We start from the raw sequence: 20,557 nt of genomic DNA on the forward strand, positions 1-20,557 counted from the left end.
TCAGATTCCTTCCTTCTCCGTGGTGAATCCCGATGAGATCGCGGACCAGAGCTGTTCCACGACGGCGTGATCGAGCATCTCGGCGTGCGAGCACGGCAGACTCGTCTCGACAATCTCCCCCGACACGTACGGTCGCCACAGCTCCGCGTCGGCCGCGCCTCTGGTCGTGTCGGCGGCACGCACCAGGAGTACGTCGCCGTCGAAGACCCCGAAGTCGTGCTCCCGGATGAGCCTCCTGTTGTTCTGGAACACGGTCGCCAGGTTGGTGACCTCCTCGTCGGAGATCGCGCCCAGAACGGTTCCGGCTTCGTGGCGCAGCTGGCGCCGCAGCTCCTCGAAAGCCTCCGAAGGCTCCGAGCCCGAGGCCTCAAGGTCGTCGCCGGCCTCGCGACGGACCGGCGGGAACGCGTCCAGCAGCACCAAAGCGCCGACCTGTTCGCCCGCGGCACGGAGCTGCACGGCCATCTCGTGGATCAGGTTGCCGCCGAAGGACCAACCCAGGAGCCGGTAGGGGCCGGACGGCTGGATCGCGCGGATCTGCTCCAGGTAGTACGTCGCCATCTCCCGGGCCGAGCCGGCCACCTCGCCGCCGCCGTCGAGACCGCGCGCCTGGATCCCGTAGAGCGGGATCTCCTGCGGGACCTGCCTGGCCAGCGGCAGGTAGCACCAGCTCACGCCGCCTCCCGGGTGGATGCAGAAGAGCGGCGGTTCGGTGCCGCGGGTGCGGATGGGCAAGACGACGTCGAAGGCGTTCCGGACCGACGAGAACGACATCTGCTTCAGCAGGCCGTTCACCGTCGGAGCGACCAGGACGTTGCGCACCGACAGCGACGCGCCTCGTTCGCTGAGCCGTTCCACCAGCGTGACGGCGAGCAGCGAGTGGCCGCCCATGGTGAAGAAGTCGTCGTCCACGCCCACCGACTCCAGGCCGAGGACGTCGGCGAAGATGTCACAGAACACTGTCTGGATCTCGGTGGTGGGCTTGCTGTCGGTGCTGGCGACGGCGAGTTCCGGCAGCGGGAGCGCCGCGCGGTCGAGCTTGCCGTTCGCCGTCAGCGGAAGCGTGGCGAGGACGACGACCGTGGCCGGGACCATGTGGTCGGGCAGGCGTTGTGCCGCGAAGCCGCGGACGCCGTCCGACAGCGCGGCAACCTCATCCGGATCGCCCGGATCCGTGTCGGTCGGCACGACGTACGCGACCAGAGCGGCCTCGCGGACCACCACGGCCGCACGCGCGACCCCCGGATGCTCCTCTAGGACCGTCCGTACCTCGCCGGGCTCGATGCGGAACCCGCGGATCTTCACCTGGTCGTCGAACCGTCCGAGGAATTCGATCTGGCCGTCGGCCGACCAGCGGGCCCGGTCCCCGGTCCGGTACATCCGCCGGCCCGCCTCGAAGGGACAGGCCACGAACCGCTCCGCAGTCAAGGCACTGCGGCCCACATAGCCGCGGGCCAGCTGCGATCCGGCGATGTGGAGCTCGCCCGGGACCCCCACCGGAACCGGCCGCAGCCGCTCATCGAGGACGTACATACGGGTGTTGGCCAGCGGCCGCCCGATCGGCACAGCGGCCCGGGCCGACGCCGTGGCATCGAGAGCGGCTGTGGCCACGCCGACAGTGGTCTCGGTCGGTCCGTAGTGGTTGATGACGACGCGGTCGCCCGCGACAGCCATGAGTTCGCCGAGCCAGCCCGCCGGAGCGGCCTCGCCGCCGAGGATGAGGCCCTTCCGCGGCAGCAGCGCCGCGAGGCCGGCCGAACTACTGCCGAGAGCGGACAGGTGGGAGGGGACGAACTTCACGAAGTCGACGCGGTGCGCCGTCATGTAGTCGGCCATCGCCTGCGGATCGAGGGTGATGTCCGCGCCGAGGACGTAGAGGACGCCGCCGGTGGTCAAAGCACCGAACAGCAGTGTGTTTCCGAGGTCCGTGTTCTGTGCCTGGGGCAGTGCGTAACCGTCACCGGGCGCTCCGGACCCGACGCGTTCCCCGAACGAGGAGACGTAGTTGGACAGAGCCGCGTGCGTGACGCCCACTCCCTTCGGCCGCCCCGTCGACCCCGAGGTGTACATGACATACGCCAGGTCGTCCGGGCTGGTCGAAGCCGGGATCGACGTCGACCCCGCCTGCTGAGCGGCCGGCGCGGATCCGCGCCCGGCCCGGTCCACCACGATGGTCCGCAGCTGGCCTGAAGGCAGGTCGCCCAGCAGCTCGACGGTCGTCACCACAGCCGCCGCCCGGCCGTCCGCCAGCAGGAACGCGATCCGCTCGGTCGGCAGGTCCGGATCGATCGGCAGGTACGCCGCCCCGGCCCGCCACACACCGAGCAGTGCCGCGATCATCTCGACCCCGCGCGGCAGGCATAGCGCCACCACCGCGCCGGTGTCGACTCCCGACGCACGCAGTTCCCGCCCCAGCTCCTCGGCACGCCTGTCCAGATCGGCGTAGGACACTTCGCCGACGCCGGACACCAGCGCGATCGCGTCAGGGGTCTGTGTCGCGCGGGCCTTGAACAGGTCCGGGACCAGAGCGGTCGGGACGTCGGCGGCGGTGTCGTTCCATTCCGTCAGGACGAGATGCCGCTCGGACTCATCGAGAATGTCCAAGGCGCTCAGCCGCGTTGAGGGGTCCGCGACCACCGCTCCGACGACTCGCACGAAGCGCTCGGCGAACGCTTCGGCGGTGGGGGCGTCAAAGAGGTCTGCGGCGACGGTGAACGAACCGCGGATGCCGACCGGGCGGTGGTCCGCGTCGTAGGACTCGCCGACCATGACGTCTAGGTCGAACTTGGCGGTCGTCCGCACCGCGGCGACACCCTGGATTCCGATCCCGGGAAGGTCGAGGGCCGCTTCGACGTTCTCCTGCTTGGTCAGGACGACCTGGAAGAGCGGCTGCCTGGAAAGGGAGCGCTCCGGCGCCAGTTCCTCCACGAGGCGCTCGAACGGCACGTCCTGATGGTCGAACCCGGCCAACGTCGTGGCCCGGACCCGGTCCAGCACCTCGGCCAGCGTCGGGTCCCCGGACAGGTCGGTCCGCAGCACCAGGGTGTTGACGAAGAACCCGACGAGGTCGTTGAGCCCCTCATCGGGCCGGCCGGCGATTGTGGCCCCGATGGGGATGTCGGTCCCGGCGCCCAGCCGGGACAACAGCACGGCCAGGGCGGCCTGCACCACGATGAACGGTGACAGACCCCGTGCACGCGCTAGGTCGGCCACGCGGGCGTGCAGTTCGGCGGGCACCTCGAAGTCCGCTGTGTGGCCGCGGCGCGAAGGCGCCGCCAGCCGCGGACGGTCGACCGGCAGAGGCAGTTCCACCGGAGAACCGGCCAGCGCCTGCCGCCAGTAGCCGATCTGCCGGGACACCAGGCTGTCCGGGTCATCGTCCGATCCCAGCACTTCCCTCTGCCAGACCGCGAAGTCCGCGTACTGCACGGGCAACGGCTCCCAGCTCGGCGCCCTGCCCTGGCAACGCTCCTCGTAGGCGTGGCCGAAGTCCCGCGCCAACGGTGCTGCCGACCATCCGTCGGAGGCTATGTGATGCACCGCCACGGCAAGCACGCACTCGTCGGCGCCCAGCGCGAACAGCGCCGCGCGCACCGGCAGCTCGGACGACAGATCGAAGCGGTGCCCGGCGACCTCCGCCACGGACCGGTCCAGATCGCCTTCGGAGGTCTCGACGGCCTCCATCGCCCAGCCGGCCTCCGACAGGTCGACGATCCGCTGGTACGGCTCGCCGTCGATGACCTCGAACACCGTGCGCAGAACCTCGTGCCGTTCCAGCACATCGTTCAGCGCCGCGGCGAGCGCAGACCGGTCCACTTCCCCGGTCAGCCTGACGACGATGGGGATGTTGTAGGTCGGGCTCGGGCCTTCGACCTGGGCAACGAACCACAGCCGGCGCTGGGCGTAGGAGAGCGGCACCCGCTCGGGGAGCTCACGCGCCTTCAGTGCCACGCGGGCCGGGCCGGCCTGTCCCAGCTGGGCCGCCAGCCCTGCGACGGTCGGGAATTCGAGCAGGGTCCTGATGGACATCTCGACTCCGAGGACCGCGCGGATCCGGGAGATCAGCCGGATGGCGAGCAGCGAGTGGCCGCCCAGGGCGTAGAAGTCCTCGTCGACGGCGACCGAATCCAGACCGAGGATGTCAGCGAACGCCTGGCACAGCAGCTCCTCGCGGAGCGTGGACGGCGTCCTCGAGCCGGTTCCGGCAGTGGTTTCGGCGGCGGACGGGGCGCTGAAGTCCGACTGCGCGGCAGGCAAGGCTTTGCGATCCAGTTTGCCGTTGGCGGTCAGCGGTAGGGCGTCCAGCAGGACCACCGACGACGGCACCATGTGTTCCGGCAGATGTTGCGCGGCGAAGTCCTTCAGAGTGACGGCCAGAGCCACATCCCTGTCGGAGGGAACCACGTAGGCGATCAGGACGTCGTCTCGGACGCTCACAGCAGCCTGCGATACGCCTGGGTGACCGGACAGCACCGCCGCCACCTCGCCCGGCTCGATCCGGAACCCGCGGACTTTCACCTGATCGTCCGCACGGCCCAGGATCTCCATCCGGCCGTCGGCCAGCCACCGTGCCAGATCGCCGGTCCGATACATCCGCTCGCCGGCATCGAACGGGCACGCCACGAACCGCTCACCGGTCAGACCGGGACGGCCCACATAGCCGCGCGCCAACTGGGCGCCGGCCACGTACAACTCGCCGGCCACTCCCGGCGGAACCGGGCATAGGCCGGCGTCCAGCACGAACGCTCGCGTGTTGGCGACCGGCCACACTCCGTCGAGCTGCCCGGCCAGCACACCGATCGTGGTCTCCGTCGGGCCGTAGTGGTTGACCACCGCGCGATCACCGGCGGCGGCAAGGACCCGCGCCGCCAACACCGGCGGCGTCGCCTCCCCGCCCAGGACCAGCGCTCGCCCCGGAATCAGCGGTTCGATTCCCTGAGCGCTCGCCAACGCTGCCAGATGCGACGGGACGATCTTCAAGAAGTCGATGCTGTGTTCGGTGAGGTACGCGGCCACAGCCGCCGGATCCGCCACCGCCTGCTCGTCCAGCACGTGCAACTCGCCGCCGGCCGCCAGCGCCGCGAACACCACCGTGTTCCCCAAGTCGGTTGCCTGCGCCTGCAGCAGCGCATACCGGCCGCCCCTCTCGGCGAACGCCAGACGGGACGGCACCGAGGCCAGATAGTTCGCCAACCCGGCCTGAGTGACCCCCACGCCCTTCGGGCGACCCGTCGAACCCGACGTGTAGACGACGTACGCCAGGCCGTCGCGCGCCGAACGGATCCGCGGCACGGCCGTCGGCGGCATTGCCAGCGCCGTCGCGGCCATCGCGTCGTCCACCACGACGGAGGCTCCGCTGTCCGAGAGCATGAACTCGATCCGCTCGGCCGGGTGTCCGGGATCAATGGGCAGATACGCAGCCCCGGCCTTCCAGACGCCGAGGATTCCTACCATCGTCCGCAAGCCTCGCGGAAGACGCAGACCCACCACGCTGTCCGCGCCGACACCGAGTCCGTACAGATGGTGAGCCAGCCGGTCGGCCTGGGCGTCCAGCTCTGCATAGCTCAGTTCCGCCCCGGAGCTCACCACCGCGACAGCGTCGGGGGTCCGGGCCACCTGAGCGGCGAAGGCCTCGAGGAGCGTCGGAGGCGTCAACGGGCCGGCCGTGCCGTTCCATTGCGTCAGCACGTGTCGACGCGTGTCGTCATCGACGATGTCGAGGGCGCCCAACGACGTCTCCGGTCCGCCGTCCAGCGCCGCTTCCAGCGCACCGGTCAGATTCGCCGCCGTCGAACGCATCAGTTCGGCCACCATCGCGGCGTCGACGGAGACGACCGCGTCGACCGTGACGTCGAGCAACTCGCCGTCGTCGTCCACCGACACCGTCAGCGGATAGTTGTTGCGCGACCGGGTGGAGTCGGCGCGGATCCCTTCGCGGCCCTTCTCCGCGGACGAGTGGGTACCGTGCCGGTAGTTGAACAGGCAGGTGAACAGTGGAGTCCCGCCAGCAAACCCGGCGGCGCGCTGCGCTGCGGCCAGCGACGCCTGCTCCCGCTCGAGCAGGTCTGCCAGCTGGACACGCATCCCAGCCGCCGCGCCCACCACACCGGTGCCGTCCAGCCGCACCCGTACTGGCAGGGTGTTGATGAACGGGCCCACGACCCGGTCCGCACCCGCGCCCGCGTCCAGCCGGCCGGACAGCACGGTTCCGAACACCACGTCCGAGCGCCCGGACATCGCGGCCAGCGCACGCGCCCAGGCGACGTGCAGCACTACCGCGGCGCTCACCCCGAGCCGGCGTGCGACCTGCCGGATCCGCTCGCTGAGCTCCGGCCCCAGGCCGACGTGGCCGCGGACCGTGCCGCTCCCGTCGCCCAGGACGTCCAGCAGTCCGAACGGCGCGGTCGGCTCGTCCACGCCGGCCAGCAGCTCGGCGAAGAACAGCTCGTCGCCGAGCGGATCTCGGGCGGCCCGCGTGGTGCCCACGAACTCCCGGAACGGTAGCGGCTCGGCCAGCTCGGCCTCGCGCCCCGCCATGATCGCGAAGATCTCAGCGATGGCGGATTCCAGGCCGAGGTGGTCCTGCAGCAGGTGGTGCGCGCGGATCAGTAGCCACGCCCGACCGTCCGGGCCCGTCGTCGCCGACAGGTCAAGCAGCGGTGCCCGATGCAGATCGATGGTCGGTTCCGCTGTCGAGATCAACCGCTCGGCCGGATCGGCTCCGGAAGCCGGGGCGACGTAGGCAACTGGGACCGTGGCGCGGCGCCACACGACCTGAACCGCCTCGTCGAGTCCGTCCCAGACGATGGAAGTGCGGTAGATGTCGTGTCGGTCGACGACCTTCTGCACGGCTGCGGCGAAAGCGTCCAGCCGGGTCCGGATGTCGAACTCCAGCACCGTACGCGACACGTACGCGTCCTCGTGGCCGTCTCCGGCGAGCAGGTGGTGGAAGAGCATTCCTTCCTGAAGCGGCGCCAGCGGGTAGATATCGGCGATGTTGGCCGCGCCGCCGTCGACCCCAGCCGCGATCGTGTCGATCTGCTCCTGCGTCAGGCCGACGAGCGTCAGCATCTCCGGGGTGATCGCGGCGGCGTCCGCCGGGATCAGGTTCGGCGGCACGGCGACGGAATCGCGGCCCGCCGCCGCGGCCAGTCCGGCCACGGTCGGGGTGTCGAGCAGCGCGCGCACCGATACCGTCACTCCACGCGAGCGCAGCACCTCCACCAGCCGGACGATGAGCAGCGAGTGCCCGCCGAGGGCGAAGAAGTCGTCGTCGAGGCCCACCGAGTCCAGGCCGAGAACCTCGGCGAAGGCCTCGCACAGAAGTTCCTCACGCGGCGTGGTCGGGCCACGCAGTCCCGTGGCGGCGCCGTAGTCAGGGACGGGCAGGGCTCGATGATCGAGCTTTCCGTTCGGCGTGACCGGCAGCGCGTCGAGCACCACGACGGCCGAGGGCATCATGTAGCCGGGCAGCCGGGAGGCCACGGACGACCGGACGGATTCGACGAGTGCTGACTTAGCGGCGGCCGACTGGTCGCCGTCGGTGGCCACGACGTATGCGACCAGACGCTTGTCCCCCAGCGTGTCCTCTCGGGCGTTGACTGCGGCCTGCTCCACGCCGGGCACCGCGGCTACAACGGCCCGAACCTCGCCCGGTTCGATGCGGAACCCGCGGATCTTCACCTGCTCGTCCGCACGGCCCAGGAACATCAGGCGGCCGTCGGGCGTCCACCGGGCCCGGTCACCGGTCCGGTACATCCGCTGCCCGGTGTCGAACGGGTTCGCCACGAACCGCTCGCCGGTCAGACCCGCTTGCCCCAGATAGCCGCGGGCCAGCCCCGCCCCGGCCACGTACAGCTCGCCACCGACGCCCGCCGGCAGCGGCTTGAGGAACGCGTCCAGCACAAACACCTTGCTGTCGGACACCGCCCGCCCGATCACCGGCTGCTCCCCGGGCGCCAGCGGCGCGCTCATCGTCGCGCACACGGTCGTCTCGGTGGGGCCATAGGCGTTGATCAGCCGTCGGCCCGACGACCACCGCTCGGCTACCTTGCTGTCCAGCGCCTCGCCGGCCGAGACCACCGTCGACACTGACGCCAGCTCGCGCGGAGCCATCGCAGCCAGCACGGCTGGCGGCAGCGTCGCATGGGTCACCCCGAACCGGTCCGCAGTGGCCGCCAGCGCCGCACCAGGCAGCAGGTCCTCCGCGGACGCCACCACCAAAACAGCACCCGAACACAGCGTGACCAGTATCTCGGCCGCCGCCGCGTCGAACCCGACCGACGCGAACTGCAGCACGCGCGAGGCGCCGTCGATCCCGAACCGCTCGGCCTGGGCCGCGACCAGGGCGCCCACGCCGCGGTGCGAGACCGCCACGCCCTTCGGCCGCCCGGTGGAACCAGACGTGTAGATGACATACGCGAGCTGGTCCGGCGCCACCGCCGGCAACCGCACGGCCCCGTCCGCCGCGTCGTCGGCGAGGACGGCTGCGGGAAGCTCATCGAGGACGTACACGGCCTCCGCGTCCGCCATCATGAACGCGACCCGGTCGGCCGGCAGCGCGGTGTCGACCGGCAGACACGCCGCACCCGACTTCAGCACGCCGAGGAGCGCCACCACTAGGTCGACGCCCCGCGGTAGGGCCGTCGCGATCACCCGGTCGGGGCCCGCACCCTGCCCGATCAGGAACCGGGCCAGCCGGTCCGACCGCGCGTCCAACTCGCGATAGGTGACCTCGCCGCCGGCACCGACCAGCGCGACCGCATCCGGCGTCCGCGCCGCCTGCGCCCTGAACAGCTCCGGCACCGCTGCCACCGGCACCTCGGCGCCGGTGTCGTTCCACTCGGCCAGCACCTGGTCCAGCTCGGAATGCCGCAGGATGTCGATCTCGCTCACCCGCGCCCCGGGATCGTCGGCGAAGCACTCCAGCACCCGCTCGAGACGGACCGCCAGGCCGGCGACCGTCTGCGGGTCGAACAAGTCTGCGGCGCCGTACAGCGCACCGTGGATGCCGGCCGGGGCGCCGGAGTCGCCGAACACCTGCCCCACCACGATGTCGAGATCGAACTTCACCTCCAGCAGGCCGACGTCGACGCGCTCGCTCCCGACGCGCGCCAGGTCCATGGCGTTGGCGTCCACCGCGGCCGTGACCACGACCTGGATCAGCGGATTGCGGCCCGAGGCGCGCCGAGGCGCGACCTCCTCGACGACGCGCTCGAAGGGCACGTCCTGGTGGTCGAAGCCGGCCAGGGCGCGCTCCCGCACCCGGTCCATCACCTCGGCCAGCGTTGGATCGCCGGACAGATCGGTGCGCAACACCAGGGTGTTGACGAAGAACCCGACGAGATCGTCGAGCGCCACGTCGGCGCGGCCGGCAGTCGGCACGCCGATCGGGATGTCCGTCCCGGCGCCCAGCCGCGACAGCATGACCGCCACGGCGGCCTGGGCCAGCATGTAGAGGGTCACGCCACGCGAGCGCGCCACTTCCAGGAGCCGGGCGTGCAGGTCCGCCGAGACATCGAAGTCGCCACGGTACCCGCGGCTGACCGGGGCGGCCGGACGCGATCGGTCGGTCGGGAGGTCGAGCTCGGCCGGGACGCCGGCCAGCGCCTCGCGCCAGTACGCGAGCTGCCGGGACATCAGGCTCTCCGGGTCGTCCGCGGAGCCCAGAAGTTCCTGCTGCCAGACCGCGTAATCCGCGTACTGGACGGGCAGCGTCTCCCACTCCGGAGACCGGCCATTGCTCCGGGCCGCGTAGGCGGTCTCGAAGTCGGCGCCGAGCACGCGCAGCGACCAGCCGTCGCAGGCGATGTGGTGCATGACTCCCACCAGGACGTGGGCGTTCGGCCGGAGGGCGAACAGGACCGCGCGAATCGGCAGCTCCCGGGCCAGGTCGAACTCGTGCCCGAGCACCACTTCGACGTCCCGCTCCAGGTCGGCCTCGGAGGTCTGGACGACCTCCAGGTCCCAGCCGGACTCGGCCAGATCGACGACCCGCTGGTACGGCTCGCCGGCCACCGCCCCGAACATCGTCCGCAGCACCTCGTGCCGGGCGACGACGTCGTGCAGCGCGACGCCGAGGGCGTCCCGGTCCACCGGCCCGTTCAACCGGAGGCCCGCGGACACGTTGTAGGTGGTGCTCGGCCCGGTCAGCTGGTCGATGAACCACAGTCGGCGCTGCGAGTGGGACAGCGGGATCAGGTCGGGACGCTCGCGAGCCTCCAGCCCGACCCGTGCCGGGCCAGCCGCGGCTGTGTGCGCCGTCAGACCGGCGACAGTGGGGTTCTCGAACAGAGTCCGGATGCTCACGTCGACCCCGAGGGTGGCACGGATCCTGGACACCAGGCGAACCGCCAGCAGCGAGTGCCCCCCGAGGCCGAAGAAGTCGTCGTCCACGCCGACCGAGGGCACGCCGAGCACCTCGGCGAACACCCCGCACAGCAACTCCTCACGCGGTGTGGACGGTGCCCGCCCGACAGTGAGCGTGTACTGCGGTGCCGGCAGGGCCCTGCGGTCCAGTTTCCCGTTGGGCGTCAGCGGCAGTGCGTCAAGCACGACGACCGCCGAGGGCACCATGTAGGCGGGAAGGCGTTCAGCCGCGAGCCGGCGGACGGAGCCTGCGAGCTCGGCGTCCGCGTCCCCGGCGTCCGTGCCGTTCGACACCACGTACGCGACCAGCCGCTTGTCGCCGGGCATGTCCTCGCGGGCCACGACCGCGGCCTCGGCGACCCCGGGGTGCGCGGCCGCCGCCGCCGCCACCTCGCCCGGTTCGATCCGGAAGCCGCGGATCTTCACCTGCTCGTCGGCGCGGCCCAGGAACATCAGCTGCCCGTCTGCGAGCCAGCGGGACCGGTCCCCGGTGCGATACATGCGCTCACCTGGAGCGCCGAACGGGCACGCCACGAACCGCTCGCCGGTCAAGCCGGGCCGATTCCAGTAGCCGGACGCTACTCCGGCGCCGGCGATGAACAGGTCCCCGGCGACGCCGGCCGGCACCGGTCGCAGTGCACTGTCGAGCACGTAGACCTGAGTGTTCGCGACCGGCCGGCCGATCGGCGGTTCCCCGACGGCCACGACCGCCGGATCTACCGGGCCGGCCGTCGAATAGACCGTGGTCTCGGTCGGGCCGTAGAGGTTCGTCACCTCGCCGAGACCGGACAGCTCCAGCGCCAGGTGCCCCGGCACCGCTTCGCCGCCGACGAGCACCCGCAGCGGCGGCAGCCCGGCGATGCCGTCGGGATGCTCGGCGAGCACGGCGCGCCACAGCGACGGCGTAGCCTGCAGCACCGTCACCCGGTGCCGGAGCAGGACCCGGACCAGCTCCACCGGGTCCAGGACGGTGCGGCGGGCGGCCATGACGAGGCGCGCGCCGGTCAGCAGCGGGACGTATAGTTCGGGCACCGCCATGTCGAAGGAGACGGTGGTGATCGCGAGCCAGGTGTCCTGCTCGGTCAACGGGAGCCGGTTGGTCATGTCGATCAGGAAGTTGGCAAGGTTGCCCTGGGAGATCACGACGCCTTTGGGCCGTCCCGTCGATCCGGACGTGTAGATCGAGTACGCCGGAAGAACAGGTGACAGTGGCCCGCCGCGCTGGGCGTCGGTGAGCGGCGCCGACGCCGTCAGCGCAAGCCCGGCTGCCACCTCCGACTCATCCAGGCACAGCTGCGGCACGCCCACGTCGGGCAGTGCCCCGGCCGTCGCCAGGTCGGTCAGCACGAGGGCCGGCGTCGCGTCTTCCATGACGTACGCGATCCGCTCCGGCGGGTACTCCGCGTCGACCGGCACGTACGCGGCTCCGGCGCGCCAGACGCCCAGCAGCGCCACGTGCAGTTCCACCGATCGTGGCAGCGCCACCACCACGCGCGATCCGCGCTCCACACCCCGGGAGATGAGCAGCCGGGCGAGGCTGTTCGCGCGCGCGTCCAGTTCCGCGTAGGTGATCTCATCGGTCTCGGTCACTACTGCCGTCGAGGCCGGGGTGCGTGTGGCCTGCGCGGCGAACAGCTCCGACACGGTCACGTCAGGCAGGTCCAGCGCGGTGTCGTTCCACCCGCGCAGAATCCGGTCGACCTCGGTGGCGTCGGTCACGGCGACAGCACCGACACGCGCCGCCGTGTCCGTGACCACCTGGTCGAGCACGCGGACGAAACGCCGGGCGAACTGTGTGACCGTCTCGGCGTCGAAGAGGTCCGCGGCACCGACGACCGCGCCGATCAGGCCGGCGGGATGTCCTGCGGCGTCGAACGCCTCGCGCATCGAGAAGTGCAGGTCGAATTTCGCTGCCTCGCCGGCGTCGGCATCCGGAGTGAAGCCCTCGAAGGCGATCCCCGGGAGGGCCAGTCCGGTCCGGCCGTGCTGCTGGATGGTCAGCATGACCTGGAACAGCGGGTGGCGGGACAGCGAGCGCTCCGGGGCCAGCTCCTCCACCAGGCGCTCGAACGGCACATCCGGATGGTCCAGACCGGCCAGGCTCGTCCGGCGGACCCGGTCCAGCAGCTCGGCCATGGTCGGGTCGCCGGACAGGTCGGTACGCAGCACCAGGGTGTTGACGAAGAACCCGACCAAGTCGTGCAGTCCCTCGTCGGTGCGGCCGGCGATCGCTGTCCCGATCGGGATGTCCTCGCCGGCGCCGAGCCGGGCCAGCAGGACCGCCAGGGCCGTCTGGAGCACCATGAACGGCGTCACCGCGTGCGCTCGTGCCACTTCGGCCAGCCGGGCGTGCACGTCGGCGGGAACGGTGAACGACTCCGAGCGGCCGCGGTGCGACGCCGCCGCCGGCCGGGCGCGGTCGACCGGCAGCTCGAGCTCTTCCGGGGCCCCGGACAAGGCGTCGCGCCAGTAGCCCAGCTGGCGGGTCAGGACGCTGTCGGGATCGTCCTCGGAGCCCAGCACGTCCTGCTGCCACAGCGCGAAGTCGGCGTACTGGACCGGCAGGTCGTGCCATGATGGCGTCCGCCCGGCCGCCCTGGCTGCGTAGGCGGCCGAGACGTCGCGGGCCAGGACCTCCGCCGACCAGCCGTCGGAGGCGATGTGGTGCATGACGACCGCGAGGACGTGCTCATCAGCGCCGAGCGTGAACAGCGCTGCTCGCACCGGGAGCTCGGAGGACAGGTCGAACCGGTGCGCGGACAGCTCGGCGACGGCCCGCTCTGTGTCGGCCAAAGTGGCCTCGGTGGCGTCGACGACCTCCACCGCCCATCCGGACTCGGACAGCTCTACGACGCGCTGGTACGGCTCACCGTCGACGACCTCGAACACCGTCCGCAGCACCTCGTGCCGCTCCACCACGTCCCGCAGGGCGGCGGCGAGCGCGGCGCAGTCCAGGTCGCCGGACATACGCGTGACCGTGGGGATGTTGTATACAGGGTCGGTTCCCTCGGCCTGGCCGATGAACCACAGTCGGCGCTGCGCCGGCGACAGCGGGATCCGGTCAGGACGCTCCCGCGCCGTCAGCGCCGCCCTGACGTCGCCCTCCTGTGGCACGTGGGCGATCAGCGCCGAGACCGTCGGAGCCTCGAACAGGGCCCTGATGCCGATCTCGACGCCGAGGCCGGCGCGGATCCGAGCGGCCAGCCGCACGGCGAGCAGGGAGTGGCCGCCGAGCGCGAAGAAGTCGTCGTCGACGCCCACCGAGTCCAGGCCGAGGACCTCGGCGAACGCCCGGCAGAGCAGCTCCTCGCGGAGCGTGGAAGGCGGCCGCGAGCTGGCCGAGGCCGAGTGGGCCGGCGCCGGGAGGGCCTGGCGGTCCAGTTTCCCGTTGCGGGTCAACGGCAGCTCGTCGAGCACCACCACCGCCGACGGAACCATGTACTCCGGCAGCCGCTTCGCGGCGAAGGCCTGGACGGCGGCGGGATCGCACTCGCCGTCGACTGCCACGACATAGGCGACGAGACGCAGGCCGCCGGGCGCGTCGTCGCGCGCGACGACCGCAGCCTGTCCGACGCCCGTCATGGAGGCCACCACGGCCTGCACCTCGCCGGGCTCGATCCGGAACCCGCGGATCTTCACCTGCTCGTCGAGGCGGCCGAGGAACTCGACCTGCCCGTCGGGCAGCCATCGCACCCGGTCCCCGGTGCGGTACATCCGCTCCCCGGAAGCGAACGGACAGGCGACGAACCGCTCGCCGGTCAGCGCGGGCCGACTCGCATAGCCGCGTGCCAGCTGCACGCCGGCCAGGTACAGCTCGCCAGCGATGCCGGGCGGCACCGGTCGCAGATGCCTGTCGAGCACGTACACCCGCGCGTTGGCGACCGGTGCGCCAATCGGAACCGCGCCGGTGTCGGCCGGGTCGCATCGTCGAGCCGTAACTTCCACCGACGCCTCGGTTGGCCCGTACAGGTTGTCGAGCGCGGTGTCCGGCAGCAACTGGAAAAACCGGTCTCGCAAACTGCCCGGCAGCGCCTCGCCCGAGCACACAACGCGCCGCAAGGTCCGGCCAGCGGCCACTGCACCCGGGTCGGCCAGGAACACCTCAAGCATCGACGGCACGAAGTGGGCGGCGGACACCCGCTCGGACGCCATGAGGTCGGTCAGGTAAGCCGGGTCGCGGTGCCCGCCGGGCCGTGCCACGACCAGCGCGGCGCCGACCGTCAGGGGCCAGAACAGCTCCCACACCGACACGTCGAAGCCGAACGGGGTCTTGTGCAGCACCCTGTCGCCGGCCCCGAGGGCGTATCCGCTCCGCATCCACTCCAGCCGGTTCACGATCCCGGCGTGCGGTACCACCACGCCCTTCGGCCGACCCGTGGAGCCCGACGTGAACATCACATAGGCCGGATTCGCCCCGAGCACCGCCACGGCTGGTGCGGAGGCCGGCAGCGCGGCCAGTTCCGACTGCGCCGTGGCATCGTCCATCACGACGGAATCCACGCCGTCCGACACGAAGTCCACCAATGCGGCCGACGTGACAACCCACCCCGCGGCGGCGTCGGACACCATCACTGCCAGACGGTCGACCGGGTTCTCGGGATCCAGCGGCAGATAGGCGCCGCCGGCCTTGAGCACGCCCAGCACCGCCACCAGCAGGTCGGCGCCACGCTGGAGGCAGACGCCCACCACGGACTCCGGTCCCACCCCACGGGCCATCAGCAGCCGCGCCAAACGGTTCGCGCGGGCATCCAGCTCCGCGTAGGACATCTCAGCGCTTTCGAATATCACCGCCGGTGCGTCCGGGGTCCGCGCCGCCTGCGCGGCGAACATCTCCGGCAGCGTCCAGGCCGGCGTCTCAACCGCGGTGTCGTTCCAGTCGAGCATCATCCGGCGACGCTCGGACTCATGCAGCACCTTCACGGTGCTGAGCCGCGACGAGGCGTCGCCGACCGTTTGCTCCACCACTCGCACGAAGCGTCGCGCGAACCAGGCCACTGTCTCGCGGTCGAACATGTCGGCCGCGCCGATCACCGCACCGCGCAGCCCGGCCGGGCCGCCATCGTGGGCGAACGTCTGGTGCACCGAGAACTCCAGGTCGAACTTCGCAGCCTGGTCGGACGTCGCGGCGGAGGAGAAAGCCGCCACCCGGGCGCCCTCCAGCTCGAGACCGGGACCGTCGGGCTGCTGGACGTTCAGCATCACCTGGAACAGCGGGTGCCGGGACAGCGAGCGCTCTGGGGCCAGCTCCTCCACCAGACGCTCGAACGGCACGTCCTGGTGCTCCAAGCCGGCCAGGCTGCTGTTCCAAACCCGGTCCAGCAGTTCGGCCACGGTCGGGTCGCCGGACAGGTCGGTCCGCAGCACCAGGGTGTTGACGAAGAACCCGACCATGTCGTCGAGTCGCTCGTCGATCCGGCCGGCGACCGGTGAGCCGATGACGATGTCGGTGCCGGCGCCGAGTTTGCCGAGCAGCATCGCCAGCGCGGTCTGCAGCACGGTGAACGGTGTCACGCCTCGGGCCCGCGCGAGTTCCGTGAGACCGGCGTGCAGGTCGGCGGGGACGGCGAACTCGACACGGTGCCCCTCGTACGAGGCCACCGTCGGACGCGGCCGGTCGAACGGCAGGTCCAGTTCGGTCGGGATCCCGGCCAGCTCCTGGCGCCAGTAGCCCATCTGCTCTGAGAGGACACTGTCCGGGTCGTCCTCCGAGCCCAGTACCTCCCGCTGCCACAACGCGAAGTCCGCGTATTGCACCGGCAACGGTTCCCAGCCGGGCTGCCCGCCCTGCCGACGCGCCGAGTAGGCCTGGCCGAAGTCCCGGGCCAGGATCCCGGACGACCAGCCGTCGGAAGCGACGTGATGCACCACCACCGCCAGCACGTGGTCGTCCGGGCCGCACGAGAACAGCACTGCGCGCACCGGCGTCTCGGCGGAGAGGTCGAAGCCGTGCGCGGCCACCGCCTCGACGGCCGCAGCCAGTTCCGTTCGGTGGACGTCGACGGTCTCCAGGCCGCGGCCGGCCTCGGACGGGTCGAGGATCCGCTGGTACGGCTCGCCGTCGACGACATCGAACACAGTGCGCAGGACCTCGTGCCGCTCCAGGACATCGCCGAAAGCAGCCGCCAGCGCGTCGCGATCCACTTCCCCGGTCAGCCTGACGAGCACGGGGATGTTGTAGGTCGGGCTCGGCCCTTCCAACTGGTTCAGGAACCACAGACGACGCTGGGCGAAAGACAACGGGATCATCAGGACGACTCCTCTTGCCGGCGCATGGGCCGTAGTGCCGGTCTCGCCGGCTTCTGAGAATCGATGAGAGCGGCGAGTGCGGCCGCCGTGGGGTTCTGGAACAGGGTTCGGATTCCGAAGTCGACGCCGGCGGCAGCGCGGATCCGGGCGGCCAGGCGCAGTGCGAGTAGCGAGTGGCCGCCGAGCGCGAAGAAGTCGTCGTCGACGCCGACCGAGGGCAGGCCGAGGACTTCGGCGAAGGCTTGGCAGAGTCGTTCTTCGCGCTCGTTGGACGGCCCACGCGAGGTGGTGGGCACCGTCGCCTCGGGGGCCGGCAGGGCTTTGCGGTCGAGTTTGCCGTTCGCGGTCGTCGGCAGGGCCTCGAGCAGCACAACGGCCGTGGGGACCAGGTGTTCGGGCAGGCGTTGCGCGGCGTAGGCCTTGACTGAGGCGGTCAGGGCAGCGGGGTCGTCGGGCGCGTAGGCGACCACGTAGGCAACCATGCGCTTGTCTCCCGGGACGTCTTCGCGGGCGATGACCGCCGCTTGACCGACACCGGGATGCGTCGCGAGGACCGAGGTGATCTCACCGGGCTCGATGCGGAACCCGCGGATCTTCACCTGCTCGTCGGCGCGGCCCAGGAACATTAGCTGCCCGTCCGGGAGCCGGCGGGCCCGGTCGCCGGTGCGGTACATCCGCTCCCCGGCGGCGAACGAACAGGCGACGAACCGCTCACCGGTCAGACCGGGACGGCCGACGTAGCCGCGGGCGAGCTGGGATCCGGCGATGTACAGCTCCCCGGCAACGCCCGGCGGTACCGGGGAGAGCCGGTCGTCGAGCACGTACAGCCGGGTTCCGGGGGTCGGGCGGCCGATCGGTACCGCCGTGGCCAGCACAGTCGTCGCCGCGTCCACCGTGAAGGTGCAGCAGCCGACGGTGGCCTCGGTGGGCCCGTACTCGTTCACGAGCACGGCATCCGGGACGGCGGCCAGCAGATCGGCGACCGTGGCCGGAGGCAGTGCCTCCCCTCCGACCACCCAGCATCGGGCGGCGGATTCCAGCTCGGCGGCGTCCAGCATCTTGCCGAGCACCAGCAGGTGTCCGGGCACCACCTTCGCCATTCCGAACCGGCCGCCCGCGGAGATTGTTTCGGCCAAGCCCTGCACGCCGCCTTCGACCGAGATCGTGATCGCGCCGCCGACCAGCAACGGCAGTACCAGGCTGGTCAGTGTCAGGTCGAACGCGATCGAGGAGTGCAGCACGGTTCCGTCTGACAACGGGTACTCGCGCACCGCCCAGCCGGCGTAGGCCGCTAGAGCCCCGTGCGAAACCCCCACGCCCTTCGGCTGGCCCGTCGATCCCGAAGTGAAGATCACGTAGGCTAGTCCCCTGGCGTCCGCCGCCAGCGCCGGTGCCCGGTCCGGACACGCCGCCACCGCGCGGGCCGTCGCCGGATCGTCCAGCGCGATGGTGACCACGCGGCCGGTCGGCAGTTCGTCCAAGACCTCGGAGGAGCCCACTAGGACCGAGGCCCGGCAGTCCGCGATCAGAGTGCCGAGCCGTTCGGCCGGATGCTCGACGTCCAGCGGCACCACTGCCCCGCCGGCCCGCCAGATCGCCCACACCGCCACGATCAGGTCGACGCCGCGCGGAAGCGCCGTCGCCACCGTCGACTCCGGACCGACGCCCAACGCCCGCAACCGGTGCGCCAGCCGCGCCGAGCGCTCGTCCACCTGGGCATACGTCAGCCGCACACCGCCGCACACGACGGCGACCGCGTCCGGCGTCAGCGCCGCCTGCCCCGCGAAGAGCTCCGGCACCAGCTCCGACGCCCCGGCACCCGTGTCGTTCCACTCGGTCAGGACTCTGTGCCGTTCGGCGGGCTCCAGAATCGTCAGAGCGCCGATGCGCTGTGCGGGATCGGAGACCATCGCGTCCAGCACTGCCACGAACAGGCGCGTCAGAAGACGTGCCGTCTCGACGTCGAAGAGGTCGGCCGAGTACGTCACGGCTCCGTGCAGACCAGCCGCGGCACCCGACTCGTCGACGGTCTCCGTCACCGTCAGCGCCAGATCGAACTTCGCCGTCCCGGCGTCCCGGATCACGACGTCGGTGGTCAAGCCGACTAGGTCGAGTCTGGCCTCGGTGGTGTTCTGCACGGTCAGCATCACCTGGAACAGAGGGTGCCGGGCCAGTGAGCGCTCCGGCGCCAGATCCTCCACGAGCTGCTCGAACGGCACGTCCTGGTGCTCAAGCGCGGACAGCCCGGCTTCCCGCACCCGCGCCAGCACCTCCAGGAAGTCGGGGTCGCCGGACAGGTCGGTACGCAGCACCAGGGTGTTGACGAAGAAACCGACCAGATCGTCCAGCGCCTCATCTGTGCGTCCGGCGACCGGGGAGCCGACCGGGATGTCGGTGCCGGCTCCCAGCTTGCCGAGCAGCACCGCCAGCGCCGCGTGCAGCACCATGAACATCGTCACGCCCTGCTGCCGGGCGAGCAGCGCCAGTCGGGCGTGCAGATCCGCCCGGATCGCCAGCTCGACGTTGCCACCGCGATTCGACGTCACCGCCGGACGTGCCCGGTCGACAGGGAGCTCCAGCTCCTGCGGCAGGCCGGCGAGTGCCTCACGCCAATGCCTCAGCTGCCGCGACAGGACGCTTTCCGGGTCGTACGGCGAACCCAGCACATCCCGCTGCCACAGCGCGAAGTCCGCGTACTGCACCGGCAGATCAGCCCACTGCGGGACCTCCCCGGCGACCCGGGCGGCGTACGCCACCGACACGTCCCGAACCAGAACGGCCGCGGACCAGCCGTCGGAGGCGATGTGGTGCAGCACCACCACCAGGACGTGGTCGTCGTCGGCGGTGAGCAGCGATGCCCGAATCGGCAGGTCGACCGCCAGGTCGAACGGCTCGGTACCGGCCCGGGCGACTGCGGCTTCCAGCTGGTCGGCTTCGTCGAACACTGTCGTGGTCAGCTGCCAGTCGACGCTGTCGGCCGCAAGGATCAGCTGGGAAGGCTCGTCGTCGACGACGGGGAACATGGTCCGCAGGACTTCGTGACGGCCGATGACGTCCCGCAGCGCGGCGCCCAGCGCCTCCGGATCGATCCGCCCGGACATGCGCAAGGCCACCGGGATGTTGTAGGTCGAGGTCGGGCCTTCCAACTGCCCAAGGAACCAGAGGCGGCCCTGCGCGAACGACAGCGGCACCCGCGACGGACGATCCCGCGCCGTCAACGCCGTCCGCGCGGTACCCGACTGTCCCAACTGACCGGCAAGTGCCGAGACCGTCGGGTTCTGGAACACGGTCCTGAGAGTAACTTCAACGCCCAGGACGGCCCGGATGCGGGATATGAGCCGCACCGCCAGCAGCGAGTGGCCGCCCAGGGCGAAGAAGTTGTCGTCGACGCCGACTGCGTCCAGACCGATCACGTCGGCGAACGCCCGGCACAACAGCTCCTCGTGCACAGTGGCGGGCCCTCTCGATCCGGCCGAAGCCGAGTACTCAGGGGCGGGCAGGGCGGAGTGGTCCAGTTTCCGGTTCACCGTCAGCGGGATCGCATCCAGCAGCACCACGGCCGACGGCACCATGTATTCCGGCAGCCGTTCCGCGGCAAACGCGCGTACGGCGGCCGGATCGCAGTCGCCGTCCGAGACCACGTAGGCGACCAGGCGCTTGTCGCCTGGCGTGTCCTCCCGGACGATCACTACGGCCTGGTCGACCGCGGGATGCGCGGACACCACCGCCCGCACCTCGCCGGGTTCGACGCGGATTCCCCGGATCTTGACTTGGCCGTCGGCCCGTCCGACGAACTCCATCGCCCCCTCGTGGGTCCACCGGACCAGATCGCCGGTCCGGTACATGCGCTGGCCGAACCCGGCGAACGGGTTGGCCACGAACCGCTCCGCGGTCAGGCCCGCCTGCCGGAGATAGCCCCGGGCCAGCCCGATACCGGACAGAT

The 20,557-nt window shown here is 71.0% G+C and carries 2 protein-coding genes (1 of these 2 running past the window's edge); both read right to left on the reverse strand.

All coding sequences use genetic code 11. From position 1 onward, the window contains the following. The gene (locus ABZT03_RS33635) at nucleotides 1-16,614 is read right to left on the reverse strand and encodes an amino acid adenylation domain-containing protein (RefSeq protein WP_356046492.1); all 16,614 of its coding nucleotides are present in this window, start codon (nucleotides 16,612-16,614) and stop codon (nucleotides 1-3) included. Next, nucleotides 16,614-20,557 carry the 3' end of a non-ribosomal peptide synthase/polyketide synthase gene (locus tag ABZT03_RS33640; protein ID WP_356046494.1) on the reverse strand. 14,659 nt of this gene lie beyond the right edge of the window, so 3,944 of the gene's 18,603 nt are visible here — the last part of the coding sequence; the start codon falls outside the window, past its right edge — the gene reads right to left on this strand; the stop codon is at nucleotides 16,614-16,616. The genes ABZT03_RS33635 and ABZT03_RS33640 overlap by 1 nt, the downstream gene beginning before the upstream one ends.

The organism is Streptomyces sp. NPDC005574 (genome assembly GCF_040605435.1).
GTDB lineage: Bacteria > Actinomycetota > Actinomycetes > Streptomycetales > Streptomycetaceae > Streptomyces.